The sequence below is a fragment of the Agrobacterium salinitolerans genome, from assembly GCF_027498475.1.
GTDB lineage: Bacteria > Pseudomonadota > Alphaproteobacteria > Rhizobiales > Rhizobiaceae > Agrobacterium > Agrobacterium salinitolerans.
Window position 1 is genome coordinate 624799 of sequence record NZ_JAPZLN010000002.1, and the last position, 24494, is coordinate 649292.

Consider the following 24494-nt stretch of genomic DNA (forward strand, 5'->3'; position numbering starts at 1 on the left):
GCCGTTGCACACAGGGAGTTCTTTGGTGAAATCGTCAACGCGAAGCATAGAGACCGAAGTGCACGGCCAGAGACACGGCACGCCCGGCGAGGTTTTCGCGGCATTCCTGAAGCTCGGCGTCACCTCCTTCGGCGGCCCCATCGCCCATCTCGGTTACTTTCGCGATGAGCTCGTCGTGCGGCGCAAATGGATCGATGAGGCCGGTTATGCCGATCTCGTGGCGCTCTGCCAGTTTCTTCCCGGTCCCGCCTCCAGCCAGGTGGGGTTTGCGCTCGGGCTGCTGCGGGCAGGTCCGCTCGGTGCGCTGGCGGCCTGGACGGCTTTTACCCTGCCATCCGCCATTTTTCTGTTTTTCTTCGCCATGGTCGCCGCCTCCATCGAAGGGCCGGTCGGCACCGGCCTCCTGCATGGGCTGAAAATCGTCGCCGTTGCCGTCGTGGCGCAGGCGGTCTGGGGCATGGCAAAAAGCCTTGCGCCGGATCGTGAGCGGGCCAGCATCGCGCTTGCCGGCATCGTCTGCGTCGTGTTTGTCGCCGGCGCCTTTGGGCAGATCCTGGCGCTTGCCGTCGGCGCGCTCGCCGGGCTTGTCTTCTGTCGTGCCGATGCCGCGCGTCAGGCCACCCATCTCGCCTTCCGGGTGCCGAAAAGTGCGGGATACATTGCGCTCGCCACCTTTGCCCTGCTTCTTGGCCTCCTGCCGCTCTTTGCGGCCGTCGCGGCTTCACAAGGCCTCTCCTTGTTCGATGCCTTTTATCGCGCCGGCGCGCTGGTTTTCGGCGGCGGCCATGTGGTGCTGCCGCTGCTGCAATCGGAAGTCGTCGCCACGGGCTGGGTTACGGAAAATGCCTTCATCGCCGGTTATGGCGCAACCCAGGCCGTGCCCGGTCCGCTCTTCACCTTCGCTGCCTATCTCGGTGCGGTGGTGGGGTCGCAGCCCAACGGTGTTACAGGCGCGGCGATCGCCCTTGTTGCGATCTTCCTGCCCGGCATGTTGCTGCTCGTCGGCGCGCTGCCCTTCTGGGAAGGGTTCCGCAAACACCTTCTGGCGCAGGCCGCCATGCGCGGCGCAAATGCCGCCGTCGTCGGCATTCTCGGTGCGGCACTTTACGATCCGGTGTGGACAAGCGCGATCTTCACGCCGAAGGATTTTACCCTTGCGCTCACCGGCTTCATCCTGTTGACGATCTGGAAAACCCCGCCATGGGCCGTGGTGATTTTCTGCGCGGCCGGCGGCGTTCTGCTCGCCCTGGCATAAGCCTTATCCCTCAGCGCCTATGCTGTCGAACATCCAGTCGGAAAAGGCCTGCATGGCGGGTGTAGGCGGTTTCGATTGCAGCCGGGTCAGCCAGTAGCTCCCGAGCGAAATGGTAACCGGAAAAGGCTGTATGATCGCGCCGGAGGCCAGATGCCGCGAAAACATCGATGGCGGCGCCAGCGCCACGCCCAGCCCCTGAAGCGCGGCCTCCATCATGCCCAGAGACGTGTCGAAGACGATACCGGCATTCACCTGTGCCGCAGGTATGACGCCGGCCGCCGCAAACCAGTTGCTCCATTCATCTGCTCGGTAGCTGCGCAACAGCGTCGCTTCCATCAGATCGGCCGGCTTTTTCAGTGTCTCCGCCAGTTTCGGCGTGCAAAGCGGTGAAAGTGGCGCCTCGAACAATCGGAAGGCATCCGTGCCATGCCAGGAGCCCTGGCCGAAACGAATGGCAAAATCCAGCCCTTCAGCCGCCATATCAACCCGGTTATTATTGGTGGAAACCCTGACATCGATGAAGGGATGCTGCTTTTGAAACGCCTTCAGCCGGGGCAGCAGCCAGCCCACGGCAAAGGTTCCCACAACACCCAGAAACAGCAATTCGCGCACCTGCCCGGCCTCGATCCGGTCAAGTGTCGTCGCCATCTGGTCGAAGGAGCTGGTTACCGTCGGCAGCAGGGCCTCGCCTTCGGCGGTAATCTTCAGGCCGCGCGGAAGCCGCTGAAAAAGCGAAACGCCAAGCCGCTTTTCCAGCCCTTTCACCTGCTGGCTCACAGCCGCCTGCGTCACACACAATTCGATGGCCGCGCGGGTGAAGCTCAGGTGCCGGGCGGACGCCTCGAAGGCCCGTAGGCCGTTCAGGGGGAGAAATTGCCGAACCATTCAAGACCTAGATTTTCTTGTGCCTCCTCCGAGATATCATGATTTGTTCGTGCAATGTAGGCCGGTTAAACGTCTTTCGCTGGGGATGGCAAACACGCCTAAAATCCACTCTAGGTTTTGGAGAACGCGAAAGATGAAACTCAACAGCAGACATGTCGCACTGGCGGCCTTGCTCTCGACGAGCCTGTTAACACAGGCTTTTGCCGCCGATGAGGCAAAGCTGAAAGCGATAACGGATGCCGCGATCAAGCCGATCATGGAGAAAAACGGCATTCCGGGCCTTGCCGTTGGTATCAGTGTCGATGGTGAAAGCCACATCTTCACCTATGGCGTCATGTCCAAAAGCTCGGGCAAGCCGGTGACGGCGCAGACGCTTTTCGAACTCGGCTCCATTTCCAAAACTTTCACGGTCACCCTTAGCGCCTATGCCGAAACGAATGCCCAGCTCTCACTCTCCGGCAAGGTCGAAGATTATCTTCCGTCCATGAAGGGCAAGCCCTTCGGCGATGTAACGCTTATGCAACTCGGCACCCACACTGCCGGCGGCTTTCCGTTGCAGGTGCCGGATAACGTCAAGACGGAACAGCAGTTGCTGGCCTATCTCAAGGCCTGGAAACCCTCATACAAGCCAGGAACGCACAGAACCTACGCCAATCCCAGCATCGGAATGCTCGGATACATCACGGCAAAGGCCATGGGCCAAAGCTTCGATGACGCCATGAAAGATACGCTCTTTCCCGCTCTGGGCCTGAAGAACACCTTCACCGTGGTGCCCGAGGCAAAGATGGCCGATTACGCGCAGGGCTATAAGCGAACGGGCGAGCCCGCCCGCGTGACACCCGCCGTTCTCTCTTCGGAAGCCTACGGCGTCAAATCGACAGCGGCAGACATGATCCGCTTCGTCAATGCGAATATGGGACTGGAAAAGCTGGACGGAAAAATCCAGCAGGCGCTCATCAACACCCATACGGGATATTTCGGCGTCGGCGCCATGACGCAGGATATGGTCTGGGAACAATATGCCCATCCCGCGCAGCTGGAGACATTGCGAGAGTTGAATTCCGGCGCCCTGCTCAAGACTGTTCCGGTCTCTGAAATCTCGCCGCCTATGAAACCGCGTCAGGATGTCTTCATCAACAAGACCGGCTCCACTAATGGTTTCGGCGCTTATGTGGCGTTCATACCAAAGCAGAAATTGGGCATCGTCATTCTGGCCAATAAAAACTACCCCAATGAGGAGCGGGTTTCTGCGGCCTATGAAATCCTGACGGCGCTTGAAAAAGCGCAATAACGCCGTCCACCCGATCTTTTACCGGCGCGGGAGCTGATTGTTTCCGCGCCGGAAGCAACAGTGGGAAACATCCCATAGCCGATGACAGGGACAGGCAATCGCGTTAACGGAGAAAAAGATGCGCCGGCTGCCGATTCGATCTCGGACGGTGGGCGCAAATCATAAAAAGCAAATTTTCTTGCGCGGCTGCGAACTGAAACGGGAAGGCCCCGGGAGGCGCGTGCCGGCTGTTTGCCAGGGGGGCGATATGAGCGATACCGGTGGTTACTTTCCGCGCTGGAGACTGAAAACAGAAGGACGCATCCTGCCCGATGAGCGTCTGCCTGCGGGACAGACCGCGGTGCTCGGTCTTCAGCATGTCGTTGCGATGTTCGGTTCCACGGTTCTTGCTCCGCTGATCATGGGGTTCGATCCGAACGTCTCGATCCTGTTTTCAGGCATCTCGACACTGATCTTCTTCATCGCCGTTGGCGGACGTGTGCCAAGCTATCTCGGCTCGTCCTTTGCGTTCATCGGGCCGGTGCTCGTGGCAACGGGGGCAGCCGCCGGGGCAGTCAGTCCCAATATCGCGCTGGCGCTCGGCGGTATCATCGCTGCCGGGGTGCTTTATGCGTTGATCGGCGTCATCGTCATGATCGCCGGTCATAACTGGATCGAAAAGCTGATGCCGCCAGTGCTGACGGGCGCGATCGTTGCGGCGATCGGTCTTGTCCTCGCACCAATTGCGATCGCAAGCGCCTCTGGCTCGGGCCCGGGCAACCCCGATGGCGACCAGCTGTCGCGTTGGATTGCAATCCTGACGGTCACATCGGTCGGTGCGATTGCGGTCTATGCGCCCGGCATGGCGCGCCGTCTTCCCATTCTTCTCGGCGGTGCGATTGCCTATCTCGCCTATCTCGTGCTTGCCAACGGCTTTGGCCTCGGCAAGCCCGTCGATTTCTCCGGCGTGGCGGCCGCATCGTGGTTCGGATTACCGACATTCACCGCACCGGTGTTTTCAGGATCGGCGATTGCGCTGATCGCGCCGGTCGTAGTCATTCTCGTGGCGGAAAATCTTGGGCATATCAAGGCGATAGGCGCGATGACCGGGCAGAACCTCGATCGTTATCTCGGCCGCGCCTTTATCGGTGACGGCATCGCGACGATGTTTTCAGGCGCTTTCGGCGGCACCGGCATGACGACCTATGCCGAAAACATGGGCGTCATGGCGATAACCCGCATTTTCTCGACACTCGTCTTCATCGTTGCTGCACTGGTCGCCATCATTCTCGGCTTCTCGCCGAAATTCGGTGCGCTCATTCAGACCATACCGGGACCCGTCATCGGCGGCCTGTCTGTCGTCGTCTTCGGTCTGATCGCGGCGACCGCAGGGCGCATCTGGGTGGAAAACAAGGTGGATTTCTCCGAACCCCGCAACCTCATTACCGTGGGTATCGCTCTGGTGCTGGGCGCTGGCAACTTCAAGCTCAATGTCGCCGGCTTCACGCTGGATGGTATCGGCACGGCGACAATCGGAGCGATTGCCTTTTACCACCTGCTTGGCCTTGGCAGACCGGAATCGGGCAAATGATGTCCGTCACCTGAACGTTTTCCATTCATAAAGTCAGCATTGGTTTTCCGTTGCTGCCATGCTGCCTGTCTTCGCCATTCCCTATCAAGGGGGCCGGCGTCCACTTTAGTGGCCGCCGGTCGGCCAATGCCTAGATCGCCGAATAATCCATGGCTCTGAGATCATCGAGCAGGCCCGGACCTTTCGGCGCCCAGCCCAGCTTTTCCCGTGTGAGGGCGCTGGAAGCCCTGAGGTCCATGGAGGCAAACAGGGCAAACCAGCCGAAATGGCCGGCAGCCTCTTCTTTGCCTATTGATAGCAGTGGTAGCCCCAGCCCCTCTGCAACGATCCCGGCAACATCGCGAACCACAACGCCTTCTTCCGCCACGGCATTATATCGAGCACCGCGTTCGCCTCGAGCGAGCGCCATCACATAGAGTTTCGCCACATCATCGACATGACCGGCCGACCAGCGATTGCCGCCGTCCTCGACATAGGCGACGATGCCTTTGTCTCGCGACATCTCGATATAGGGCGAGATGAGGCCCTGCTTTACCGTGTCATGCACCTGCGGAAGTCTGATGATGCCGAGATTGACGCCAGCCTGCAATTGCTCCTGTCCCGCGAGTTCAGAGGCGATGCGCGGGTTGAAATGATGTGTATCGAACACATCTTCCCGCGCAGGTTCGCCATTGCCGGGATCGCCCATGCCGACCGCTGAGGTGATGAGCATTGGCCGGTCGGAGCCAGCCAATACGGTACCGATCGCAGCGATCACCCGGCGATCCTTTTCGCAATTGGCGGCGAAATTCGCAAAATCATGATCGAATGCCGTGTGGATCACCGCATCGGCAGTTTCCGCACCCTGCGCTAGCCCTGCCGCATCTTCGAGCGTTGCAATATGTGCGGTGGCGCCGGCGGCCTCTAGCGCTCTTGCACCGGCCTCCGAGCGGGTGAGGCCGACCACCTCATGGCCGTCCGCCAACAGTTCACGAAGAATCCGCGAGCCGATGAAGCCGGTTGCACCTGTCAGAAAAACACGCATAAAAATCTCCCGCGTTGACGGGAGAGGTGATCTCATGAAGAATTGTCCTGTTAAAGTAGTGACCTTATCATGGTATAATTCTCAACAGGCTGTGCCGGGGAATGCGATGACAGACAATGCGCTCAGTGCCTTCCTGCGTGATCGCCGTATGCGGCTTGATCCCGCGACGTTCGGTTTTGCCACCGGCCGCCGCCGCACACCGGGCCTGCGTCGGGAAGAGGTCGCTCAGCGCGCTAATATAAGCCCGACCTGGTATACCTGGCTGGAGCAGGGCCGGGGCGGTTCGCCCTCGGCGGATGTGCTGGATCGCATCGCCAAGGGATTGATGCTGACCGAGCCCGAACGCGACCACCTGCATATACTGGCCTTCGGCCATCCGCCCGAGCCGCGTTACCGTCAACCCGAGACCATAACGCCCCGGCTGCAGGGTGTGCTTGACGCCATGCCCTTCAGCCCCGCCATCATCAGAACGGCGACATGGGACGTTCTGGCGTGGAACCGGGCCGCCGCCCTCATCCTTACCGATTACAGCAAACTGGCGAGGGAGAACCGCAATATTCTGCGCTTGATCTTCTCAAATGACCGGGTGCGCACCGCGCAGGAGGACTGGCGCAATGTTGCCCGTTATGTCGTCGGCGCATTCCGGGCGGACGCCGCGCGCGCTGGCGCTGGCGCCGACGTCCGGCAACTGGTCGATGAGCTCTCGGCGGCCAGCGCCGAATTCAAGGCCATGTGGGACGACAACGAGGTCACAAGCATGCATGAAGGGCTCAAGCGCCTTCACCATCCCGTTCTCGGAACGATTGAATTGGAGTTTTCAAGCTTTGCGGTGGAGGGGCGCGGGGATCTCAACATGATGGTCTATAATCCTGCCAACCCGGAAATGAGCGACCGGTTTCGCTCGTTCATTGCAAAATCTCATTGATCCCGTCTCGCCGTTCTATTCGCCATCGGGGCGGTTCAAATGCGCTCACACCCATTCGGTTTTCGGCATCCACCGCAACATAGTCTAGCGGTTCAGGCCAGCGCCGCGCGATATTTCCGTGCATTGGCCGCACATCGAAATCAAGCAGCACGGCATGTGCCAAAGTCGTTGCACGTTCAGGCCCGGAGGTGAATGCCGGCCATGCTGTGAAATCACAATGCCTATTGCCCCACATAGCGCGCGCGGGGCCGGATGAGTTTATCGTCCAGCTTCTGTTCCAGAGCATGGGCAATCCAGCCGGTGGTCCGTGCGATGGCGAAGAGCGCCAGGGCCGAGCCACGCGGCAGCCCGAGATTGCGACGCAGGCTCACCAGCGCTACATCGCAGGTCGGCAACTGCCCTGTGGTGTCGTTCATCACTCGCAGAAGCTCAGCTCGCTTCGCATCCGATGGAAGATGGGGCAGGAGGCCCGCTGCCCGTGGATCACCGTCCGGGTAAAGCGGATGGTGAAAGCCCGGTATGGCTTCGCCGCGTCGAAGCCGTTCATCAATCACCCGTTCCACATCATCACGCCGCTCCAGCTCATCGAACAGGAGCTCGACGAGACTTGTCATGCCGCCATGCATGGGTCCGCTCAGCGCCGAAAGGCCTGCATTGAGACAAGCACCGAGCGAGGCGCCTGTGGAGGCGACAACGCGCGCAGCGAATGCGGAGGCATTCAACTCATGATCGGCCTGAAGCACGAGAGCGCGGCGGATGAGATCAGCGCCTGCCGCATCCGTCCTCCAGACGTCAGCGAGAAACAGGTGAACCGGCTGCGTGCCCGGCTGGCCGAGGCTGCAGGCGCTGGCGACAGCTCGCAGTAGAACGGCGGCGCCGGACCAGAGACGATTGTTTTCGCGCCTCCACGCAGTTAGGCGGCCTGCTTCAACGAGAGGGAGAAGTGTTTGACACCGCTCCGTCAGCGGCAGGGTGCTGACATAATCAAGGATCGGCTGTGGCCATGGGGCAGGTGCGGCCTTCATGTCATCGAAAGGGTTAGTCTCACCGCAATCCCACAGCAGACAGGCCACATCCTCCAGGGTCGCGGTTTGTGAAAGCACAAGCGCATCATGCCCCCGATAGCGCAGGCGTCCTTCCGCTATCTGCGTAATAGAGGATTCGAGAACCGGCAGCCCCCAGTCAAGCGCGGAAGCGGCAACCTGTCCGGGGCGTCGCCCAACGGTTTTCCTTTTCTTCAGCGCCTCGACATCATGGGTGCTGTAGAGCTTGCGACGCGGGTCACTTTCGGCTGCGCTCGTCTGGATCAAGCCACGGCTGACATAGGCATAAAGCGTTGCTCGGCTGATGCCGACCTCGGAAGCCGCGCGGTCAGCGCTCATGTACTTGTCGTAAGGCTGCATTCCATATCTCATATTGATTATATTAATCAATATTGACCATATATATACGATGCCGCATCCTCAAGCGCATTCGTATTCAGATTGAGGAAAATTACATGTCCGCGATAGCAGCCTTGAGTGACAATAGGTCGGTGATCGGCCTCGATGATGTCGTCGCAGCCGAAACCATTCTCAGCCATGTGGACGGGACGGCTGGTGAACTGATTATTCGCGGGCACCATCTTTCAAGCCTGGCGGGCTGGTCTTTTGAACAGGTTCTGGAGCTTCTATGGGCAGAGCAAGTCCCCCAGCATGCGACGGCGCAGGACATTCGTTCTCAGCTGGGTTCTGCCCGGCAGCGGGCTTTCCAGCTGATCCAGCCGCTTCCTGACCTGTCACATCTTTCTTCCATAGAGGGCTTGCGCTTCTTGCTGTCCGCGTTGCCTGATGATGAAACGACTGCGCACCACATCATGGCCGTTGCGGCGGTGCCGGTCTTTGCCGCGGTCATCATCCGCGACAGGCAAGGGCTTCCGCCGATTGCACCCGATATCACGCTCGGCCATTCAGCGGATTTTCTGCGAATGATTTCCGATCTTCACCCTTCGCCGGAGAAGGTGCGCGCACTCGATACTTACCTCACGACGGTTTCCGATCATGGACTGAACGCCTCGACCTTTACGGCCCGAATTATTGCTTCGACAGACGCCGGAATGTTCTCAGCAGTGGTTGGTGCGCTGTGTGCGTTAAAGGGGCCTCTTCATGGTGGGGCGCCGGGTCCGGTGCTTGATATGCTGGATGCGATTGGCAGTGAGGCTGACATTCAAACGTGGCTGGAGGATGCGCTTTCGCGCGGGGAGCGCCTCATGGGCTTTGGCCATCGGATCTATCGTGTCCGTGACCCTCGCGCCGACGTGCTGAAAGGCGCGGTGTCGGCTCTCAAGGATGGATCCAGCCGCATTGCCTTTGCCGGCAAAGTGGAGGCGGCGGCGCTGGCGCTCCTCAAGGAAAAGAAGCCGCTTCGGCCATTGCAGACAAATGTAGAGTTCTACACGGCGCTGGTGCTGGAGGCGTTGGGTTTTCCACGCGACAGCTTTACCAATGTCTTTGCCGCAGGTCGCATGGCAGGATGGACGGCGCATGTGCTGGAGCAGCAACGGACAGGGCGGCTCATTCGTCCGCAGTCCCGCTATGTCGGTCCATCGCCCGAGTGAGGCCTTGCGTCAGCAAAGATTGAGTGGCGAAAGGCGGAACATCGCCTGATCTTTCACCCGTGCTCACATGGCGGTTTCGGCAAGCCGCCGCCCATAGGCGGCAATTGACTTACCCACCGGCAGGCGGGTTCTCTGATATCTTGACAGGGCGGCGGGAAGGTCGTCCGTCTGCCGCAGGGCGTCGCGTAGTGCCATTGCGTCGCCCGCAGCCTTGGAAACGCCCATCGCGGTGTGTGGGCGAACCACAAAGGCGGCATCTCCGACCAGCGCGATGCGCGGTGACACCATCTGTTCAGCCTCGTAGTCGAAAATCCCCTGGATCGATGGGGTTTCCTCCGCTTCCACTGCAATGTCCAATACCGGCGGCAGAAGGGAAAATGCGTCCCTGCCCAATTGCTCGCGACGCTGGTCAGCGAGTTCGCCACGGGGGAGCGAATGCTCGAAATGCCTGCCGTCTCGGCCGGTGAAGATGCGGGGAAGCTCATCAGCCGCCGTCGGGCGGTACCATACCCAGTTGTAGCGCCGCTGCCCCTGTTGTGTCTCACCCAGCGGGCCCGGCACGAGGTAACCCAGAACATGGATTCCGGGTGCTATGTAAAACGCGAAGCGGTCGAGTAGCAGCGACGCAGCGGCCGGCAATCGGCTTTCGGGTATCAGCCCGCGCCAGGCGACATATCCTGCAAAGGCGTTTTCCGAATGGCGATTGACCGCCTTTCGGATAACCGACCCCAAACCATCCGCGCCGATCACCAGATCAGTTCGCTCTTCCGTGCCATCGGTAAAAGAGAGCGTCACTCCATCAGAGCCTTCCCGAACAGCGTCGATATGGTGTCCGAGACGATAGGTGTCGGCAAGGAGACGGGAGGACACGCGCTCAAAGAGATAGTCCCATGAAATCTGCATTTGCGGCGTCGTCTGGCGCTGGGCCACCCGGCCACTGGCATCGAGGTAGATGCGCTCCTTCGCAACCACACCGACATGGGCGACGTCTTCACAGCCTATCTGCTGCAGAACCTCGAACAGGTCCTGCTGTGGCACCAGCCCTGCACCACGCCCGCCGAGGCCGGATGACGATCGTTCGTAGACTTTCACATCGTGCCCGTCCTGCTGAAGCAATATCGCCGTGAAAAGACCGGCAAGCGAGCCTCCGGCGATGCGGATTGTCAATGGTTTCATGGCGGCCTCTGTCTTTCAATATTGCTTTTTGCGGCGTTTCGTCCTGTCTTCAAAGACCGGTGGGTCGACATGTCGAAACGCCGGTCAAAGTACGGACAGGAGGTTTAGCCCGGCATGATCGCCGGCTGGTTTGCAGGAAATTTCGCCACATCCTCGATGCTGACATTCAGGTGCTGGGCCACCAGCGCCGGCGGTGTGTGCGTCAGCCAGGACGACAGGCTGACCTCCTGGTATTCGGCGGTCTTGAAGACCGCGACGAATTGCAGGTCGGTCTTGCCGGTATTTTCGATGATATGGCCCTGACTTCTTTTCACATAACCGATGTCGCCGGCACGGAAATCGGCGGTCTGACTGCGTGGCCCTGCATCGAACACGGTCATCCGGCCTTCACCCCTGATCCAGTATTGCCATTCGTCCGCATTGGGATGCCAGTGCATTTCGCGCACACCGCCGGGCTTGATCGTTTCGATGGCGGCGGCGATGGTTTTGGACACGGTAAAGGCGCTGCTGTCGGCAAGGCGAATGACGCCGGCGGCATTTTCCTTCAATGGTTTTGATGCAGCGAGCTTATAGGTGAACGGGAATGGGGGAAGTCCCGCGCCGGCAACGGCTTCTTGATCCCTGGAGAGCGGTCCCGGCTCCTTGCCCTGGAAGATCCAGAGGTTCTGCAGCGGAATGTTCCGGAACACGTCCTGCGCGACGCCGAAATTCTTAGCCAGTAGTTCGGGTGAGGTATGCGCCAGCCAGTCGGTGAGAAGCAGCGTGCCATATTCGGACTGGTCGCCTTCATCGAACACGATGACGAATTCGCACCCTTCAGGGCCAAGTCCCTGCAGCGAATGCGGGTAGCCGGCTGGAAAATACCAGAGATCGCCGGCCTCAACATCCTGCACGTAGGCGCGGCCCTGCGTATCGAGCACGGTGATGCGGCAACGGCCATTGGTCATGATCGCCCATTCTGCGGCACGGTGCCAGTGCATCTCACGAACGCCGCCCGGTCCCAGCCGCATGTTGACGCCGGACACGGCATCCGAAATCGCAAAGTCCGACTTGGTCACCTGACGTGCCCATCCGCCGTCCTGGATACGCTTGGCGGCGTTGTTGAACGAGCCCCAGAAGAGCTGCATGTCACCCACATCGGTCGCCGGCGGGCTCTGGAAGGAAGGAAACTGGTCGTTGATCGCAGGGTTCTTCGGGCCGGGATCGCTGAGACCCTCGGCATTGGCATTGATTGCTCCCTCGGCGGGCTGGTCGGGATTGCCGAAAGATGCTGCCCCGGCCGTGCTGGCGGCAAGGGCGGTACCGCCGACGGCGCCGATTGCGAGGACTGCGCGTCTGGTCAATGTTTCCATTTCAAAACTCCTTGTTCATGGCGAGTTGGGAGGACGTGTCGATAGAGCGGGTTTGTGATGCGAGCCGGAGAATGGCGATGCGGTCGATCAGCTCGGCATTGAAGAGGCGGTGCTGCAGCTGGCAGAAGGCTTTTGGATCGAGCGTGTCGTGCCGGTCCGTTTTCTGGGCGGCGCGGGTGGCGACGCAAGATGTCGTGTTCAGTGCCGGAACAGCCTGCGCGCCTTCGGACGTTTCACTAAGCGCCGGCACGGGAGCGGAAAGTCCGCCCAGCCTGTCGGTCGTCTGTGGTGTGAGGAGGTGGAAGGCGCCCGCTGACGCGAGGTCTTCGGAGCCCGCAAGCGCCGGTTCGCCATTCCTGACCAGGAAAGCATTGCCACCGAGCACGATAATCGCACCCAATGCCAACACCGCTGCGACTTTAAGGCGATGGGGTCTTTGCTCGTCCGCATTCTTGCTGATGGAGGTCATGCCCTGCTCCTAAAAAGGGGTGGTGGTGTCGTCAGGAACGTTCGGAGGGGAAGCGCTTGACTGGAGCAAAGGCTACGGCGGAGAAGCGGAGCCGGCATCTATACGGAGGTCTAGTTCGTATAGCGGAAGGTGTTGGCGGCGGGATAAGCGCTGAGACATCCGCTCAACGGCAATGCCTGCCCTGACGGCAGGGCGTCGGGGCATGGAATAACGACGGATTTCACTTGGAAGAGATGCAGTCAGAGCGATGGAAGCTTGTCTGCGAGCGGATAGGCTGGCTCACTCGCCCTGTGGCAAAGCGTCAGCCGTCAGGACGGCCGGGCGAGAACGGATTCCAGGCATCCGATCAGACTGACGATATTGACCGGTTTGCCGAGAAAGGCCAAAGCTCCGCCGTTCAAGGCCGCATTTCGGGTGCGCTCATCCTGATAGGAGGTGACGAAGATCATCGGCGGATGGTTGCCGCGCCGGTTCAACTCTCTCTGCAGCTCGATGCCGGAAAGACCGGGCATTTTGACATCCACGACGATGCAGTCGATGTCCGCCTGCTGCTTCGATTCCAGGAATTGTTCGGCAGAAGCAAACAGGCGGCATTCGTAACCGAAGGACATGATGAGATCATCCATGGCTTCGCGAATGGCGGGATCGTCGTCGACGACGGCAATGACGGGAACGGGGGGCAATGAAAGCGACCTTTTCTGTTTTTCTTTCTTCCTCTATGCGCCCATGCCGCTCTCAAAGATACCATACTAAAATACAGGTGGCCGGAGCTTCTCGCCGATCAGCTCCGCCTTCCGCACGAGATCGGCGACCGATCTCGCTTCCATTTTGCGCATGACATTGCCCCGGTGTAGTTTCACGGTGACTTCGCTGATGCCGAGCTCGTAGGCGATCTGTTTGTTCATCAGACCGCGGACAACGGCGCCCATGACCTCGCGTTCCCTTGGCGTCAGTTGCTCAGCTAGAGACGTGACGGCCTCGTTCTGGGCGCTTTCGCGGCGTCGCGACGCATCCCGTTCCATCGCGGCCGCGACAGCGTCCAGAATGTCCTGTTCCTTGAAGGGCTTGGTCAGAAAATCGACGGCGCCCGCCTTCATCGCCCGCACGCTCATCGGGATATCGCCGAAGCCGGTCATGAAAATAATCGGCATCCTGTTGCCGACGCGTTCCAGCTGCATCTGGAAATCAAGGCCGCTTATGCCGGGAAGCCGCACATCAAGCAGCAGACAGCCGGGCCGGCTCAGATCCGCTTTTTCGAGAAACGCGGCGGCGCTGTCGAAAGCTTCGGCATCGAACTTCATGGAGCAAAAAAGATCGGTGAGAGCCTCGCGCATCGACACATCGTCGTCGACGATGAACACGATAGGTGACGGCGGCTCCTTTGTCGTCTTGCGCGGCTCAGGCATGTTCCATCTCCTGGCTGATGGGCATGGAAATCGTGAAGACCGCCCCGCCGAGAGGATGATTGTCACCGGTAAGCCTACCGCCACGTGCTTCCAGCGTCGTACGGCAGATAGAAAGCCCCATACCCATTCCCGTCTCCTTGGTCGTGAAAAACGGCGAAAACAAATTTTCCTTCATCTGCGCGGGGAAACCTGGCCCATTGTCGTGAACGGCAATATGAATATTTTCGCTGTCTTCGCGCTCCTTCCGAACCGTAATGGTGCGATTGCCGGTGCCGGCCTCTTCCATGGCCTGAATGGCGTTGGTGAGAAGATTGATAAGGACCTGCTGCAGTTCGATCCTGACGGCCGTTATCGGCGGTGTGACCGCTTTTTCCACATGCACCGTTGTGCCGCTGCGTTCCAGCTCGTGTTCGAGAAGGCTGAGCGTTTCATCGATGAACTCACTGAGGTCGAAGGTTTCCATCTTGCCCCTCGTATGGGCGAGCAGGCTGCGCGTATTCTGGATGATGTCACTGGCGCGCTGCCCGTCACGGATCATGCGTTCGGCCGAGCGGCGGGCGGCGGCAAGATCCGGCGGATCGCGATCGAGCCACCGCAGCAATGTCTGCGCATTGACGATGATGGCGCCAAGCGGCTGGTTCAGTTCGTGGGAGAGCGATGCGGACATGGCGCCGACGGCTGCCGCCTTTGAGGCCTTCGTCAGCTCCGCCTGCGCCTCGGCCAGAGCCTTCAACGCCATTTCGCGCTGGGTAATATCGACCATGCTGACCACCACACGGTTGAAGGAGGCGGCCTCCGCAGGGAAACTGATGGAAAGAAGCACCAGCTTGTCTTCGCCGGTGTCGGTGCGCACCACCACCTTGTCTTCGAAGACACGCCGGTTGTCGATGATCGCCTGCAGGACATCGACGAACTTGCCGGACGAAGAAACGACCGATTGCTGGAGGGTGCCGCGGATAGAGGAATCGTAACCCAGCATTTCCTTTCCGGCTTCATTCGATGCAACGACCGTGATGAGATCGATGCATTGCTGCGTAAAACCCGGATTGGCGCGCGCATGGGCCCGCATGTCGGTGATGCCCCGTTGTTTGAGGCCCATCAGCAGGGCGTGAAGCTTTGAATAGTCGCGTTCCCAGAGTGCGACGCGCGTACGGTCGAAAATGGAGCGATAACGCTCCTCGCTTTCCTTCAGCGCCGCATTGACGGACAACATCGCCAGCCGGGCGGTCTCCGTTTTCAAAAGCAGCATGGTCGTGACGGCAAGTGCCGCAAGGGCGACGACCAACCGAAGCGCCGACTGGAAATCCGCATCCTGCGCGTGAGTCGCTGCATAGGATAGGAGGGAAAGAATGGCGCAGGCGCAGGAGATCGCGATCAGTCCCGACCAGCTTACAGTCTGCGCGGCCAAAAGGACTGTGATGACATAAAGTACCGCGATCGCGCCTTCTATGTCGGTATAGGTATCGACGTAAAATACCGCGGCCGCCAGCGCCAGCGCCCCAAGGCCAAAAGCCAGATGGTGCGCTCCACCTTCCGGCTCGCGCGCGCGAAACATCCTTGACGCAATCGACATTGTTCCCCCGATGCGATTTTTGCCAATAATACGGTTTTTTCAGCACAGCCTGACCTATACATAGGTCTTGGTTGCCACCGTCGTCGAAACATCAGGATAGCGGTAAAACGGCACGGCGCTATATCGAAAAATCCGCATATATGGCCGGTCATCCACAGGCCATGCCTGATGGCGGCCCGAGGTGACGTCCAACCCAAACGTTGGGAAAAGAGCGCGCAACGACCGGCGCGTCGCGCGCAGGGCCTTCGCCCGCCAGGCGGCTGCCGGGCTCACCGTGATCGGAACACCCTTGTAGGAGGGCGTTCCGGAAAGACGGTCATAATGGCCGAGCGCCACCACCGCATTCATCTCCGGATAATAGCCTGCGGCCGACCCCTTCGGGATATTGTATTCGACGGCGGTGAAACCCTGTACGAGGTGTCGGTCCTCATTTTCTGGGCCGATGCCATGAATATCGATGCGATCGCCATCCTTCAGGCCGCGCGCGGCAAGGTCGTGCCGGTTCATGAAGATGATGTCCCTTCGGCCAAAGACGCCGCGATAACGGTCATCCATGCCATAGATCGTCGTATTGTACTGATCGTGACTGCGGATCGTGGTCAGCACGAGGGCTTCCGGATTGGAGATGAGCGGGTCTTCTTCAAGTCCTGTGGCGACAAGGAAATTGGCCTTGCCGCTCTGCGTGTTCCAGCGGCGGAAGGAGGCCGCGACATCAAGGCGAAAACCGCCTTTTACCCGAACCCGGCTGTTGAAATCCGTAAAATCGGGAAAGACCTCTTCGATCTTGTCACGGATTCGGTCGTAATCGGCAATCAGCCAATCCCAGTCTATTTCATGGCGGTTGCCGATCGTCGCCCTGGCAATGCCGGCAATGATGGCCGGCTCCGACTTGACCAGCTCCCCGGGCGGGTTGAGGAAACCGCGCGAGGCATGCACCATGGACATCGAATCCTCGACTGTCACGGCCTGCGGGCCTAGTGCCTGGGTATCCAGATCAGTACGTCCAAGGCAGGGCAGGATCAGCGATGTCCTGGCTGTCAGAAGGTGCGAGCGGTTTAGCTTCGTCGCGATGTGAACGGCAAGATCGAGGTTGCGCATACCCTTGAAGGTCGCGCCGGTATCCGACATGGCGACGGCGAGGTTTCCGCCAAGACAGATAAGTGCCCGGGATTTTCCGGCGATGATCGCCTCGACGGCCTCTATGGCGTTGTGCCCCTTCTCCGCAGACGGGCGGAAACCGAAAGCGCGCTCCATGCCGTCCAGCAGCGCCTTGTTGGGGATTTCAGTGATGCCGACGGTGCGGTCGCCCTGCACATTGGAGTGGCCACGAATGGGCGCGATCCCCGCGCCGGGGCGACCCATATTGCCGCGCAGCAGCAGGAGATTTGCGATCTGCTGCACATTGCCCGTACCCTTGGCGTGCTGCGTGATGCCCATGCCGTAACAGATGATGACGTTCGAGGCGTTCACATAAATCCTCGCAACACTCTCTATCGCCTCCTTTGTCAGTCCGCTGACGGAACAGATGGTGTCCCAGGAGGTAGCGTCGATGTCAGCGCGCAGTGCGTCGAGACCGGCTGTGTGTTCCTCGATGAAGGCCCGGTCGAGCACACCGGCGCCACCCGCCTTCTGGTTCTGCGCATCCAGTTCGAACACCGCCTTCATGATGCCCTTGAGGGCTGCGAGATCGCCGCCGGTGCGCAGCTGATGGTAGGCCGAGGCGATGGGCGTCGAGGAGAGCGTCGCCATTTCGATCGGGTCTTGCGGCGCGGCGAAGCGTTCCAGCGCCCGTTCCTTCAGCGGATTGAAGACCACGATCGGGACGCCACGTTTTGCGGCGTTGTGCAGCGTTGTCATCATCCGGGGATGGTTGGTGCCGGGATTGTGGCCGAAGCTGAAGATCGCATCGGCATGATCGAAATCTTCCAGCGTCACCGTGCCTTTGCCGACGCCGATTGATTTCGGAAGGCCGACGCTGGTGGCCTCGTGGCACATGTTGGAACAATCAGGGAAATTGTTCGTCCCATAGGCGCGCACGAAAAGCTGATAGAGAAAGGCGGCCTCGTTGGACGCACGACCGGATGTATAAAATTCCGCCTTGTCGGGGTCGTCGAGCTTGTTGAGTTCCTGCGCGATCAGATTGAAGGCGTCGTCCCATGCGATTGGCTCATAGCGATCGCTCTCGGTATTGTAGTGCAGGGGAAGGGTCAGCCGGCCGGTATCCTCAAGCTTGTGATCCGTCCATTGCCACAGTTCGGAAACCGTATGCTGGGCGAAAAATTCGGGTCCGGACCGTTTCGCCGTCGATTCCCAGGTGATGGCCTTGGCGCCGTTTTCGCAGAACTCGAAGGATGATGTGTGTTTGGGATCGGGCCAGGCGCAGCCGGGACAGTCGAAACCCTCGGGCTGATTTGCCTTGAGCAGCGTCATCGTGCCCTGTGCGACGATCTGCTGGTGGGCGAGCGTTTTAGCGACAGCTTTCAATGCATCCCAGCCGCCAGCTGGGTGATCGTATCTTTCAATACCTTCCGGCCGTTCTTCCGCCATGTCAAAATCCCTTCGATTTCGCAGATTGACGATTGTTGCGCCCGCTGAGGTTAACGCAACGGCGAAAGAGTAAACATCATACTCAGGCATAGGTTGCCTTCACGGCTGAGGCCGAAAGGAAAAAAGGCCGCCTCCTGCGGCGGGGGGCGGCCTTGGCGGATCGGGAGGAGATCCGCGGCTCCGGGGGAGGGGGACACCGGAGACGATGGCTTCTGCGAGCCAATCGCCCTGGGGCGGGGCGACAGGTGAAATGTAGCCCGGGCCCGAAATTGCCGAAACTACACTTAGGTATCGGGTGGACTGTACCAGCAGCCGATTTCTCCCGAGCCCTCCTTCTTTCTATCCTCGACGCCGATCAGACAGCCGCAACAGGGGCGCTCAACACCGGGCGGTCGATTGCAAAAGGAGAACGATCATGGACACGATCACAGCCGCCAAAAACCGCAAGCTTCCACTCGCAACGCCGACCGACCTCGGTGCTGAAGCGAGCCGCGACATCGCCGCCGCGCTGACCGCCCTGCTGGCGGATGTCTTCACGCTTTACATCAAGACCAAGAACTTCCACTGGCATGTTTCCGGTCCGCATTTCCGCGATTATCACACACTGCTGGACGAACAGGGCGCGCAGATATTCGCGATGACCGACGACATTGCTGAAAGGGCGCGCAAGATCGGCGGCACGACCATCCGCTCCATCGGCCATATCGTCCGCCTCCAGCGTCTCCTTGATAATGACGCCGATTTCGTCACGCCGGAGGACATGCTCGCCGAACTGCGTGAGGACAACAGGCAGCTCACCGCCATCCTGCGGCAAACCCACAGCCTCACCTCCGACCTTAACGACCACGCCACCACAAGCCTGATCGAAAACTGGATCGACGAGACCGAGCGCCGCACCTGGTTTCTGTTCGAAACCACCCGCCGCGCCCGCTGAAACCAGGCAGGAAACCGAAATGACTGACAATCCTATCGAGCTGGCGCTTTCCAGACGGCATGTTCTGCTGGCCGGCGCCGCTCTTTCCACCGCGATGGCCATGCCGTCGCTCGCCTTTTCAAAATCCATCCCATCCCGCAACGAAGGAGCATTTCCAATGACCGAGTCATTCGTAAAAACCAAGGACGACGTCGATATCTATTTCAAGGACTGGGGTCCGAAGGATGCCCAACCTATCGTGTTCCATCACGGTTGGCCTTTGTCGTCCGATGACTGGGACGTGCAAATGCTGTTCTTCGTAAAGAACGGTTACCGCGTCGTGGCCCATGACCGTCGCGGCCACGGCCGTTCCCAGCAGGTGAGCGACGGCCACGACATGGACCATTATGCCGCCGATGCATCCGCCGTTGCCGAACATCTCGATCTGAGGAACGCGGTTCACATCGGCCACTCGACCGGCGGCGGCGAGGTCGCGCGGTACGTCGCCAAATTTGGCGAGCCGCATGGCCGCGTTGCCAAGGCCGTGCTCGTCTCCGCCGTTCCGCCGCTGATGCTGAAGACGCCTTCCAATCCCGGCGGCCTGCCGATCGAAGTCTTTGACAGCTTCCGCAAGGGCGTGGCAGAAAACCGCGCCCAGTTCTTCCTCGACGTGCCGACCGGTCCTTTCTATGGTTTCAACCGGCCCGATGCCAAAGTCTATCCCGGTGTCATCCAGAACTGGTGGCGTCAGGGCATGATGGGTAGCGCCAAGGCCCATTATGACGGCGTCAAGGCCTTCTCGGAAACCGATCAGACGGAAGACCTGAAGGCGATCACGGTGCCGACGCTCGTTCTCCACGGCGATGACGATCAGGTCGTACCGATCGCGGATTCCGCCGAATTGTCGGTCAAACTGCTGAAAAATGGTACGCTGAAAGTGTATAAGGGTTATCCGCATGGCATGCTGACTACCCATGCCGATGTCATCAATCCGGATCTGCTGGCCTTTGTGAAGAGCTGATCATCTGAAACGGCCGCCGCCGGAAAAAGCGGATGGCGGCCAAATTTTCGCGCGGAAGGAGATTCCGATGCCGTTCAAACCATCCTATGATGACCTTGCCCTTCGTGACGGCATCGCGAGCCTGCCGGAGATGGAGGATATTCAGCTGGAGCTTCCTCTGTCTCGACAGGCCGAGGCGGAAGACCAGATTGATGCAGGCCAGGATAAGTCGAGTGACGGTACGAGATTTCAGGACTGATCGATGCGATCGCCGTCCTTGACGGTAGCTTATTGTATCAGGAACTAGTCAGGCTACATCGAGGTACCGTTTTCGGTTTCGGTGGAAAACTCTCGACACAACACTTCTCCATCAAGTGGCGCAATATCGTATTCATGATGGAAATCCGAGATGACCAACGCAGTGTCGCTTCTGTCGATCCGCAGGGTTTTGAATGAGTTCTGCGAAGAGAACTGCCTGCCGATCGGCTGCTCGACAGCCGTCGACGCCGCAAAATACCTGATGAGGATCGCCTCCACGGAGGCCGTGTCCGGATCAATGCTGCGATCTGCGCTGGATCAGTGGATGGCGGAACGCGTCCCGGTTGCGGCCTGAAATCTCCCGGCCTCAGATACAGAAAAAGCCGTTGCTCGACAGGCGTCGAGGAGCGGCTTTTCGTTACAGAAATGCCCAAGCGTTAAATCGGACAGCAAGACGAGGATGTGAGGAAGCGCGGTACGGGAACCGCGCTTCCACAATGAGGTCTCTCAGCGCAGCTTTCTGAAAGCGTCACGAAGCTCCCTTGAGAAAATCCTGGGTTGCTCCCAGGCGGCGAAATGTCCGCCATGATCGACCTGATGATAATAGGTCAGCGATGGATAGGCCTGCCTGCTCCAGCTCTCAGGCGCCTGATAGATTTCCTTGGGAAAAACGGTGATGCCGACGGGGATTTTGATGTCCCTGGTTTTCTGGGCGTCCGCGCTGAAGTTGTTGTTGTTGTTTTCCCAATAGAAGCGCGCGCCGGACGCGCCGCTGTTCGTCAACCAATAGAGAGTGATGTCGTTGAGCATTTCATCCCTGGAAAGCACGTTTTCGGGCTCGCCATTGCTGTCGCTCCATTGCGCAAATTTCTCGTAGATGAAGGACGCGAGACCGACAGGTGAATCCGACAGGGAATAGCCGATCGTCTGGGGTCTTGTGACCATCATTGCGCCATAGGCAGCGTTCCTGCCGAAAAACTCTTTTAGCGAGTCATAGGCATTTCGTTCCGGCGCAGACAGGTCCGCAGGGGCCGGATCACCGCTGTTGATGCCCTTCATGAGCGCACCGGGAACGGTGGCCGGCATATTGAGATGAATGCCGAGCAGACCCTTTGGCGCCTGTCGGGCAAGGGCATCGGAAATGACCGAACCATGATCGCCGCCTTGGGAAACATAGCGCGTGTAGCCGAGGCGCTTCACAAGGGTGTCCCAGGCGCGTGCAACACGGTCTGGTCCCCACCCCAGATCGGTCGGATGGCCTGAAAAACCATAACCGGGGATGGAGGGAATGATTACGTCGAACGCGTCTTCGGCTTTGCCGCCATAAGCGGTCGGGTCCGTCAACGGGCCGATGACTTTTATGAACTCGAAGATTGAACCCGGCCAGCCGTGAGTGAGGACGACAGGCAAGGCGTTGGGATGGCGTGAGCGGACATGAATGAAGTGGATGTCGACGCCGTCGATCGTGGTGATGAACTGCGGCAAGGCGTTGAGTTCTCTTTCTGCATTTCGCCAGTCATAGTCGCTGCCCCAGTATCGAACGAGATCCTGAACCCGCGCCAGCTGGATGCCCTGGGAGATATCGCCAACGGTTTCCTTATCCGGCCAGCGCGCATTCCTGATTCTTGCCTTGAGGTCGTCAATCTGTGACTGATCGACATGAGCCTGGAACGGCCGGATGCTGTCGTCGGCAGAGGCGGTTTCGGATTGGCGTGGTTTGACAGCCTCAACTGCCAAGGCAGGGGTGAAGGCCATCAACACGGCCATTGCGGACCCAAGGACAATCGCGGTGCCGTGCCCGCCTTTTTCCGGGTGGAGGACGTCGGTCATATTTCTCTCCATATCGATGTGTTCCGCGAGCATTTCGCGTCCGAAACAGGTAGATGTTGGTCGTATCCCGGCTATTTCTTTCGACCTGCTGTTGCGTCACCAAACGTCGGCTTTCGCACGGCTGACACTTACGGATACAAAGTCGGGCTGAAGCAGAACGGAGCGCACGCCGGGACCGGCGTTGCAAACTTCTTGCGTTACGGGGTGAGAATGGCGCGCGGTTCGAGCATGCCGTCGAGCCCGAAGGCACCGATCTCCCTGCCGATACCGGACTGCTTGAAACCGCCGAAGGGGGCGCGAGGATCGTGCGGTGCGCCGTTGATGACGACGCGGCCGGCCATCAGCCTTGCCGCTATGTGTTCGGCACGTTTGAGGTCGGATCCAAGCACATAGGCCTGCAATCCGTAGTCGCTATCATTGGCGATTTCGACGGCCTCATCTTCGTCCTCATAGGCGAGAAGACACAGGACGGGACCAAAGATTTCTTCGCGGGCGATGCGCATTTCGTTCGTAACATTTGCGAAAATTGTCGGGCGGGCGAACCATCCTTTTTTAATCCCGTCCGGCCGTCCGGTTCCGCCTGTCAGCAGGGTTGCTCCTTCTTCGACACCAAGCCGGATGTAAGTCTGGATCCTCTCCCACTGGGCAAGACTGGCGAGAGGGCCTACCCGAACCTCCGGATCAAGGGGATCGCCAACTTTGAATTTTTCAGTCGCCATCCTCAGCCGCTCGGCAATCTCGGGGAGACGGGACCGCGGAGCGAGGATGCGGGTACCCGCGACGCAGGCCTGACCGCTGTTTGCAAAGCCCGACATCAGAGCGACTGGTATCGCTTTGTCGAGGTCGGCATCCGGCAGGATAATGGTAGGTGCTTTGCCTCCCAGCTCCAGAACTACTCTTTTCATGCCGTCTATCGCCGCGCGTTGAATGATCCTTGCGGCCTGAGTGGAGCCGGTGAAACTGATGGTCGCAACGTCGGGATCCTGCGTCAGTGCCGCGCCGACCACCGGACCCGTGCCGTTGACAACGTTGAAAACCCCTGCCGGCAGGCCGGCCTGATGCAGTCTTCGCACGAGAATATCCGTCTGAAACGCGCTCTGTTCGGCCGGCTTGATGACGAGGGACGAGCCGGAACCGATTGCATGCGCAAGCTTGGTGGCGATAAAACCGAAATTGCTGTTCCAGGGCGTGATGGCGCCGAGAACGCCGCGCGGCAGCATCGTGACCGTGCTTTTACCCACGACCCGGTCAAAGTCGTAGTTCGTTACGGTCTCAGCCATAACATCAAAAATCGATGCTGCGTTTTGAACGGAGAAAGCCGTGAAATAAGCGGGCGCGCCGTATTCTTCGGTCATGGCCTGCGTGAGTTCATCCGGCCGCTCCGCGATCGCATCACGAAGGCTGCGCAGCATATCGATACGTTGCGCCTTGCTGGATGTTGCCATGGCGGGAAAAGCGCGTTTCGCGGCTGCCACTGCGGCCCTTGCATCATCAGCGTTGCCAAGCCTGACATCGCCGATTTTTTCTTCCGTTGCCGGATTGAAAAGGTCCAGCCGTTCATTGCCGTCTGGTGCCACAAATTCACCGTCGACATAGATGTTTTCAATTGATCGCATTGATCTGGCCTCGTTTAAGATGGTTGGAAATCCCGCTCGTCTGACCGGCGTGGCACGCGCTGGAAGCGCGCCGCATGGGGCGCAGGCAGGCTTCCTTGAGTTGATCAGAGGGATGGCAGGAAGAAGTGGAAACGCGAGAACGGCTGCGGTGGGCGCCGAGCCGTTCCCTTGTGGTCACATCGATGAAACTGCGCCCAGAAGTCCTGCAAGCGCCGAGGGCTCGTCGGATGTCACATCGTATACGCACGGTACTGCGAATATCGCCGCAAACACGATGGCGATGACAACCGCACGGACGGAAACAATCGGCTTAAGCGAGCTTGAGCGTAACATCGATGTTCCCCCGGGTTGCCTTTGAATAGGGGCAGATCTGGTGAGCATCCTCGATGATCGCCTGTGCTACGGGACGATCTATACCGGGCAGGCTGACTGAGAGGCGAGCCTGGAGGAAGAAGTCGCCGCCCGTCGTGCCGAGGTCGACTTCCGCATCGACGGCGGTGTCGGCTGGAAGCCGGAGCTGGCGTTTCGCTGCCGCCTTTGTCATGGCGCCGATGAAACATGCCGACCAGCCGGCCGCAAAAAGCTGTTCGGGATTCGTGCCCGGCTTTCCGCTGCCTGGAGGCGAGAGCTTGATGCCAAGCGCGCCATCATCGCTTTGGGCCGATCCGTCGCGCCCGCCGGTCGTGTGGGTCTTGCCGGTATAAAGAACAGTCTCGATCTTGGTCATGAGAGGCTCCTTTCATCTGCCGCTGCTACGGCGTTTCCTGATAGGAGCTTTGTGATGGATCAGCGTATCCGGCATGTTTCC

The 24494-nt window shown here is 59.5% G+C and carries 22 protein-coding genes; 9 read left to right on the forward strand and 13 right to left on the reverse strand.

The window, feature by feature from the left end; all coding sequences use genetic code 11:
• Positions 1–25 precede the first annotated feature (25 nt).
• Positions 26–1255 (forward strand): chromate efflux transporter, encoded by a 1230-nt coding sequence (chrA, locus tag O9X91_RS11605; protein WP_142913927.1) that lies wholly within the window; start codon positions 26–28, stop codon positions 1253–1255.
• Positions 1256–1258: 3 nt separating this feature from the next.
• Here the strand turns inward: chrA and O9X91_RS11610 are convergent, their stop codons facing one another.
• The gene (locus tag O9X91_RS11610; protein WP_142913926.1) at positions 1259–2140 is read right to left on the reverse strand and encodes a LysR family transcriptional regulator; all 882 of its coding nucleotides are present in this window, start codon (positions 2138–2140) and stop codon (positions 1259–1261) included.
• A 133-nt stretch (positions 2141–2273) separates the two neighbouring features.
• On the opposite strand from O9X91_RS11610, the gene ampC reads away from it, so the two are divergent.
• Positions 2274–3431: a class C beta-lactamase gene (gene ampC, locus O9X91_RS11615; RefSeq protein ID WP_269833940.1), complete on the forward strand. Its 1158-nt coding sequence runs from the start codon at positions 2274–2276 to the stop codon at positions 3429–3431.
• A 247-nt stretch (positions 3432–3678) separates the two neighbouring features.
• Positions 3679–5001 (forward strand): solute carrier family 23 protein, encoded by a 1323-nt coding sequence (locus O9X91_RS11620; protein WP_077984157.1) that lies wholly within the window; start codon positions 3679–3681, stop codon positions 4999–5001.
• 130 nt (positions 5002–5131) lie between these two features.
• Here O9X91_RS11620 and O9X91_RS11625 read toward each other — a convergent pair whose 3' ends face one another.
• Positions 5132–6025, reverse strand: coding sequence for an SDR family oxidoreductase (locus O9X91_RS11625; protein WP_269833941.1), 894 nt, complete (start codon positions 6023–6025; stop codon positions 5132–5134).
• A gap of 106 nt (positions 6026–6131) precedes the next feature.
• Between O9X91_RS11625 and O9X91_RS11630 the strand changes: the two genes are divergently transcribed.
• Positions 6132–6950 carry a helix-turn-helix transcriptional regulator gene (locus tag O9X91_RS11630; protein ID WP_137412101.1) on the forward strand — a complete coding sequence of 273 codons (819 nt, stop codon included), beginning with the start codon at positions 6132–6134 and terminating at the stop codon, positions 6948–6950.
• Between the two features lie 221 nt (positions 6951–7171).
• Here O9X91_RS11630 and O9X91_RS11635 read toward each other — a convergent pair whose 3' ends face one another.
• Positions 7172–8332, reverse strand: coding sequence for a citrate synthase (locus tag O9X91_RS11635; RefSeq protein ID WP_269834308.1), 1161 nt, complete (start codon positions 8330–8332; stop codon positions 7172–7174).
• Between the two features lie 116 nt (positions 8333–8448).
• On the opposite strand from O9X91_RS11635, the gene O9X91_RS11640 reads away from it, so the two are divergent.
• Positions 8449–9546: a citrate synthase/methylcitrate synthase gene (locus O9X91_RS11640; protein WP_269833943.1), complete on the forward strand. Its 1098-nt coding sequence runs from the start codon at positions 8449–8451 to the stop codon at positions 9544–9546.
• 63 nt (positions 9547–9609) lie between these two features.
• Here the strand turns inward: O9X91_RS11640 and O9X91_RS11645 are convergent, their stop codons facing one another.
• The 7 genes from O9X91_RS11645 to O9X91_RS11675 all read right to left on the reverse strand — a co-directional run bounded on the left by O9X91_RS11645 (position 9610) and on the right by O9X91_RS11675 (position 18069).
• Positions 9610–10722 carry an FAD binding domain-containing protein gene (locus O9X91_RS11645; protein ID WP_142913920.1) on the reverse strand — a complete coding sequence of 371 codons (1113 nt, stop codon included), beginning with the start codon at positions 10720–10722 and terminating at the stop codon, positions 9610–9612.
• Between the two features lie 104 nt (positions 10723–10826).
• A complete protein-coding gene (locus O9X91_RS11650) occupies positions 10827–12074 on the reverse strand; it encodes an oxalate decarboxylase family bicupin (RefSeq protein WP_142913919.1) in 1248 nt (415 codons plus the stop codon).
• 1 nt (position 12075) lies between these two features.
• Positions 12076–12543 carry a hypothetical protein gene (locus tag O9X91_RS11655; RefSeq protein WP_142913918.1) on the reverse strand — a complete coding sequence of 156 codons (468 nt, stop codon included), beginning with the start codon at positions 12541–12543 and terminating at the stop codon, positions 12076–12078.
• Positions 12544–12851: 308 nt separating this feature from the next.
• Complete coding sequence (locus tag O9X91_RS11660; RefSeq protein ID WP_142913917.1) at positions 12852–13226, reverse strand: response regulator transcription factor; 375 nt, start codon at positions 13224–13226, stop codon at positions 12852–12854.
• Between the two features lie 66 nt (positions 13227–13292).
• Entirely contained in the window at positions 13293–13949 is a 657-nt protein-coding gene (locus O9X91_RS11665; protein WP_142913916.1) for a response regulator transcription factor, read from the reverse strand.
• Positions 13942–15522, reverse strand: a complete 1581-nt coding sequence (locus tag O9X91_RS11670) for a PAS domain-containing sensor histidine kinase (protein WP_142913915.1) — start codon at positions 15520–15522, stop codon at positions 13942–13944. The genes O9X91_RS11665 and O9X91_RS11670 overlap by 8 nt, the downstream gene beginning before the upstream one ends.
• Before the next feature lie 54 nt (positions 15523–15576).
• On the reverse strand, positions 15577–18069 hold the full coding sequence (locus O9X91_RS11675) for an FdhF/YdeP family oxidoreductase (protein WP_269833944.1): 2493 nt from the start codon (positions 18067–18069) through the stop codon (positions 15577–15579).
• Between the two features lie 415 nt (positions 18070–18484).
• Here O9X91_RS11675 and O9X91_RS11680 point away from each other — a divergent pair, with 415 nt between their 5' ends.
• The 4 genes from O9X91_RS11680 (at position 18485) to O9X91_RS11695 (ending at position 20595) form a co-directional block, all read left to right on the forward strand.
• The gene (locus O9X91_RS11680) at positions 18485–19003 is read left to right on the forward strand and encodes a Dps family protein (protein ID WP_173990465.1); all 519 of its coding nucleotides are present in this window, start codon (positions 18485–18487) and stop codon (positions 19001–19003) included.
• Positions 19004–19022: 19 nt separating this feature from the next.
• Positions 19023–20003, forward strand: coding sequence for an alpha/beta fold hydrolase (locus O9X91_RS11685; protein WP_173990463.1), 981 nt, complete (start codon positions 19023–19025; stop codon positions 20001–20003).
• 67 nt (positions 20004–20070) lie between these two features.
• The gene (locus O9X91_RS11690) at positions 20071–20241 is read left to right on the forward strand and encodes a hypothetical protein (protein WP_173990461.1); all 171 of its coding nucleotides are present in this window, start codon (positions 20071–20073) and stop codon (positions 20239–20241) included.
• Positions 20242–20391: 150 nt separating this feature from the next.
• Positions 20392–20595: a hypothetical protein gene (locus tag O9X91_RS11695; RefSeq protein WP_142913911.1), complete on the forward strand. Its 204-nt coding sequence runs from the start codon at positions 20392–20394 to the stop codon at positions 20593–20595.
• A 152-nt stretch (positions 20596–20747) separates the two neighbouring features.
• Here the strand turns inward: O9X91_RS11695 and O9X91_RS11700 are convergent, their stop codons facing one another.
• The 3 genes from O9X91_RS11700 to O9X91_RS11710 form a co-directional block, all read right to left on the reverse strand.
• Positions 20748–22070: an epoxide hydrolase family protein gene (locus tag O9X91_RS11700; RefSeq protein WP_173990459.1), complete on the reverse strand. Its 1323-nt coding sequence runs from the start codon at positions 22068–22070 to the stop codon at positions 20748–20750.
• Between the two features lie 197 nt (positions 22071–22267).
• Positions 22268–23686: an aldehyde dehydrogenase family protein gene (locus O9X91_RS11705; RefSeq protein WP_269833945.1), complete on the reverse strand. Its 1419-nt coding sequence runs from the start codon at positions 23684–23686 to the stop codon at positions 22268–22270.
• Positions 23687–23996: 310 nt separating this feature from the next.
• A complete protein-coding gene (locus O9X91_RS11710) occupies positions 23997–24413 on the reverse strand; it encodes an organic hydroperoxide resistance protein (RefSeq protein ID WP_142913908.1) in 417 nt (138 codons plus the stop codon).
• Positions 24414–24494 lie beyond the last annotated feature (81 nt).

Bases quoted from the DNA above. Each gene is read 5' to 3' on its own strand.
- O9X91_RS11655 (WP_142913918.1), bottom strand. From the start codon at position 12,543: ATGACCTCCATCAGCAAGAATGCGGACGAGCAAAGACCCCATCGCCTT.
- O9X91_RS11680 (WP_173990465.1), top strand. From the start codon at position 18,485: ATGGACACGATCACAGCCGCCAAAAACCGCAAGCTTCCACTCGCAACG.
- O9X91_RS11675 (WP_269833944.1), bottom strand. From the start codon at position 18,069: ATGGCGGAAGAACGGCCGGAAGGTATTGAAAGATACGATCACCCAGCT.
- O9X91_RS11630 (WP_137412101.1), top strand. From the start codon at position 6,132: ATGACAGACAATGCGCTCAGTGCCTTCCTGCGTGATCGCCGTATGCGG.
- O9X91_RS11685 (WP_173990463.1), top strand. From the start codon at position 19,023: ATGACTGACAATCCTATCGAGCTGGCGCTTTCCAGACGGCATGTTCTG.
- O9X91_RS11640 (WP_269833943.1), top strand. From the start codon at position 8,449: ATGTCCGCGATAGCAGCCTTGAGTGACAATAGGTCGGTGATCGGCCTC.
- O9X91_RS11610 (WP_142913926.1), bottom strand. From the start codon at position 2,140: ATGGTTCGGCAATTTCTCCCCCTGAACGGCCTACGGGCCTTCGAGGCG.
- ampC (WP_269833940.1), top strand. From the start codon at position 2,274: ATGAAACTCAACAGCAGACATGTCGCACTGGCGGCCTTGCTCTCGACG.
- O9X91_RS11700 (WP_173990459.1), bottom strand. From the start codon at position 22,070: ATGACCGACGTCCTCCACCCGGAAAAAGGCGGGCACGGCACCGCGATT.
- O9X91_RS11620 (WP_077984157.1), top strand. From the start codon at position 3,679: ATGAGCGATACCGGTGGTTACTTTCCGCGCTGGAGACTGAAAACAGAA.
- O9X91_RS11650 (WP_142913919.1), bottom strand. From the start codon at position 12,074: ATGGAAACATTGACCAGACGCGCAGTCCTCGCAATCGGCGCCGTCGGC.
- O9X91_RS11695 (WP_142913911.1), top strand. From the start codon at position 20,392: ATGACCAACGCAGTGTCGCTTCTGTCGATCCGCAGGGTTTTGAATGAG.
- O9X91_RS11625 (WP_269833941.1), bottom strand. From the start codon at position 6,025: ATGCGTGTTTTTCTGACAGGTGCAACCGGCTTCATCGGCTCGCGGATT.
- O9X91_RS11670 (WP_142913915.1), bottom strand. From the start codon at position 15,522: ATGTCGATTGCGTCAAGGATGTTTCGCGCGCGCGAGCCGGAAGGTGGA.
- O9X91_RS11665 (WP_142913916.1), bottom strand. From the start codon at position 13,949: ATGCCTGAGCCGCGCAAGACGACAAAGGAGCCGCCGTCACCTATCGTG.
- O9X91_RS11635 (WP_269834308.1), bottom strand. From the start codon at position 8,332: ATGAGCGCTGACCGCGCGGCTTCCGAGGTCGGCATCAGCCGAGCAACG.
- O9X91_RS11710 (WP_142913908.1), bottom strand. From the start codon at position 24,413: ATGACCAAGATCGAGACTGTTCTTTATACCGGCAAGACCCACACGACC.
- O9X91_RS11705 (WP_269833945.1), bottom strand. From the start codon at position 23,686: ATGCGATCAATTGAAAACATCTATGTCGACGGTGAATTTGTGGCACCA.
- O9X91_RS11690 (WP_173990461.1), top strand. From the start codon at position 20,071: ATGCCGTTCAAACCATCCTATGATGACCTTGCCCTTCGTGACGGCATC.
- O9X91_RS11645 (WP_142913920.1), bottom strand. From the start codon at position 10,722: ATGAAACCATTGACAATCCGCATCGCCGGAGGCTCGCTTGCCGGTCTT.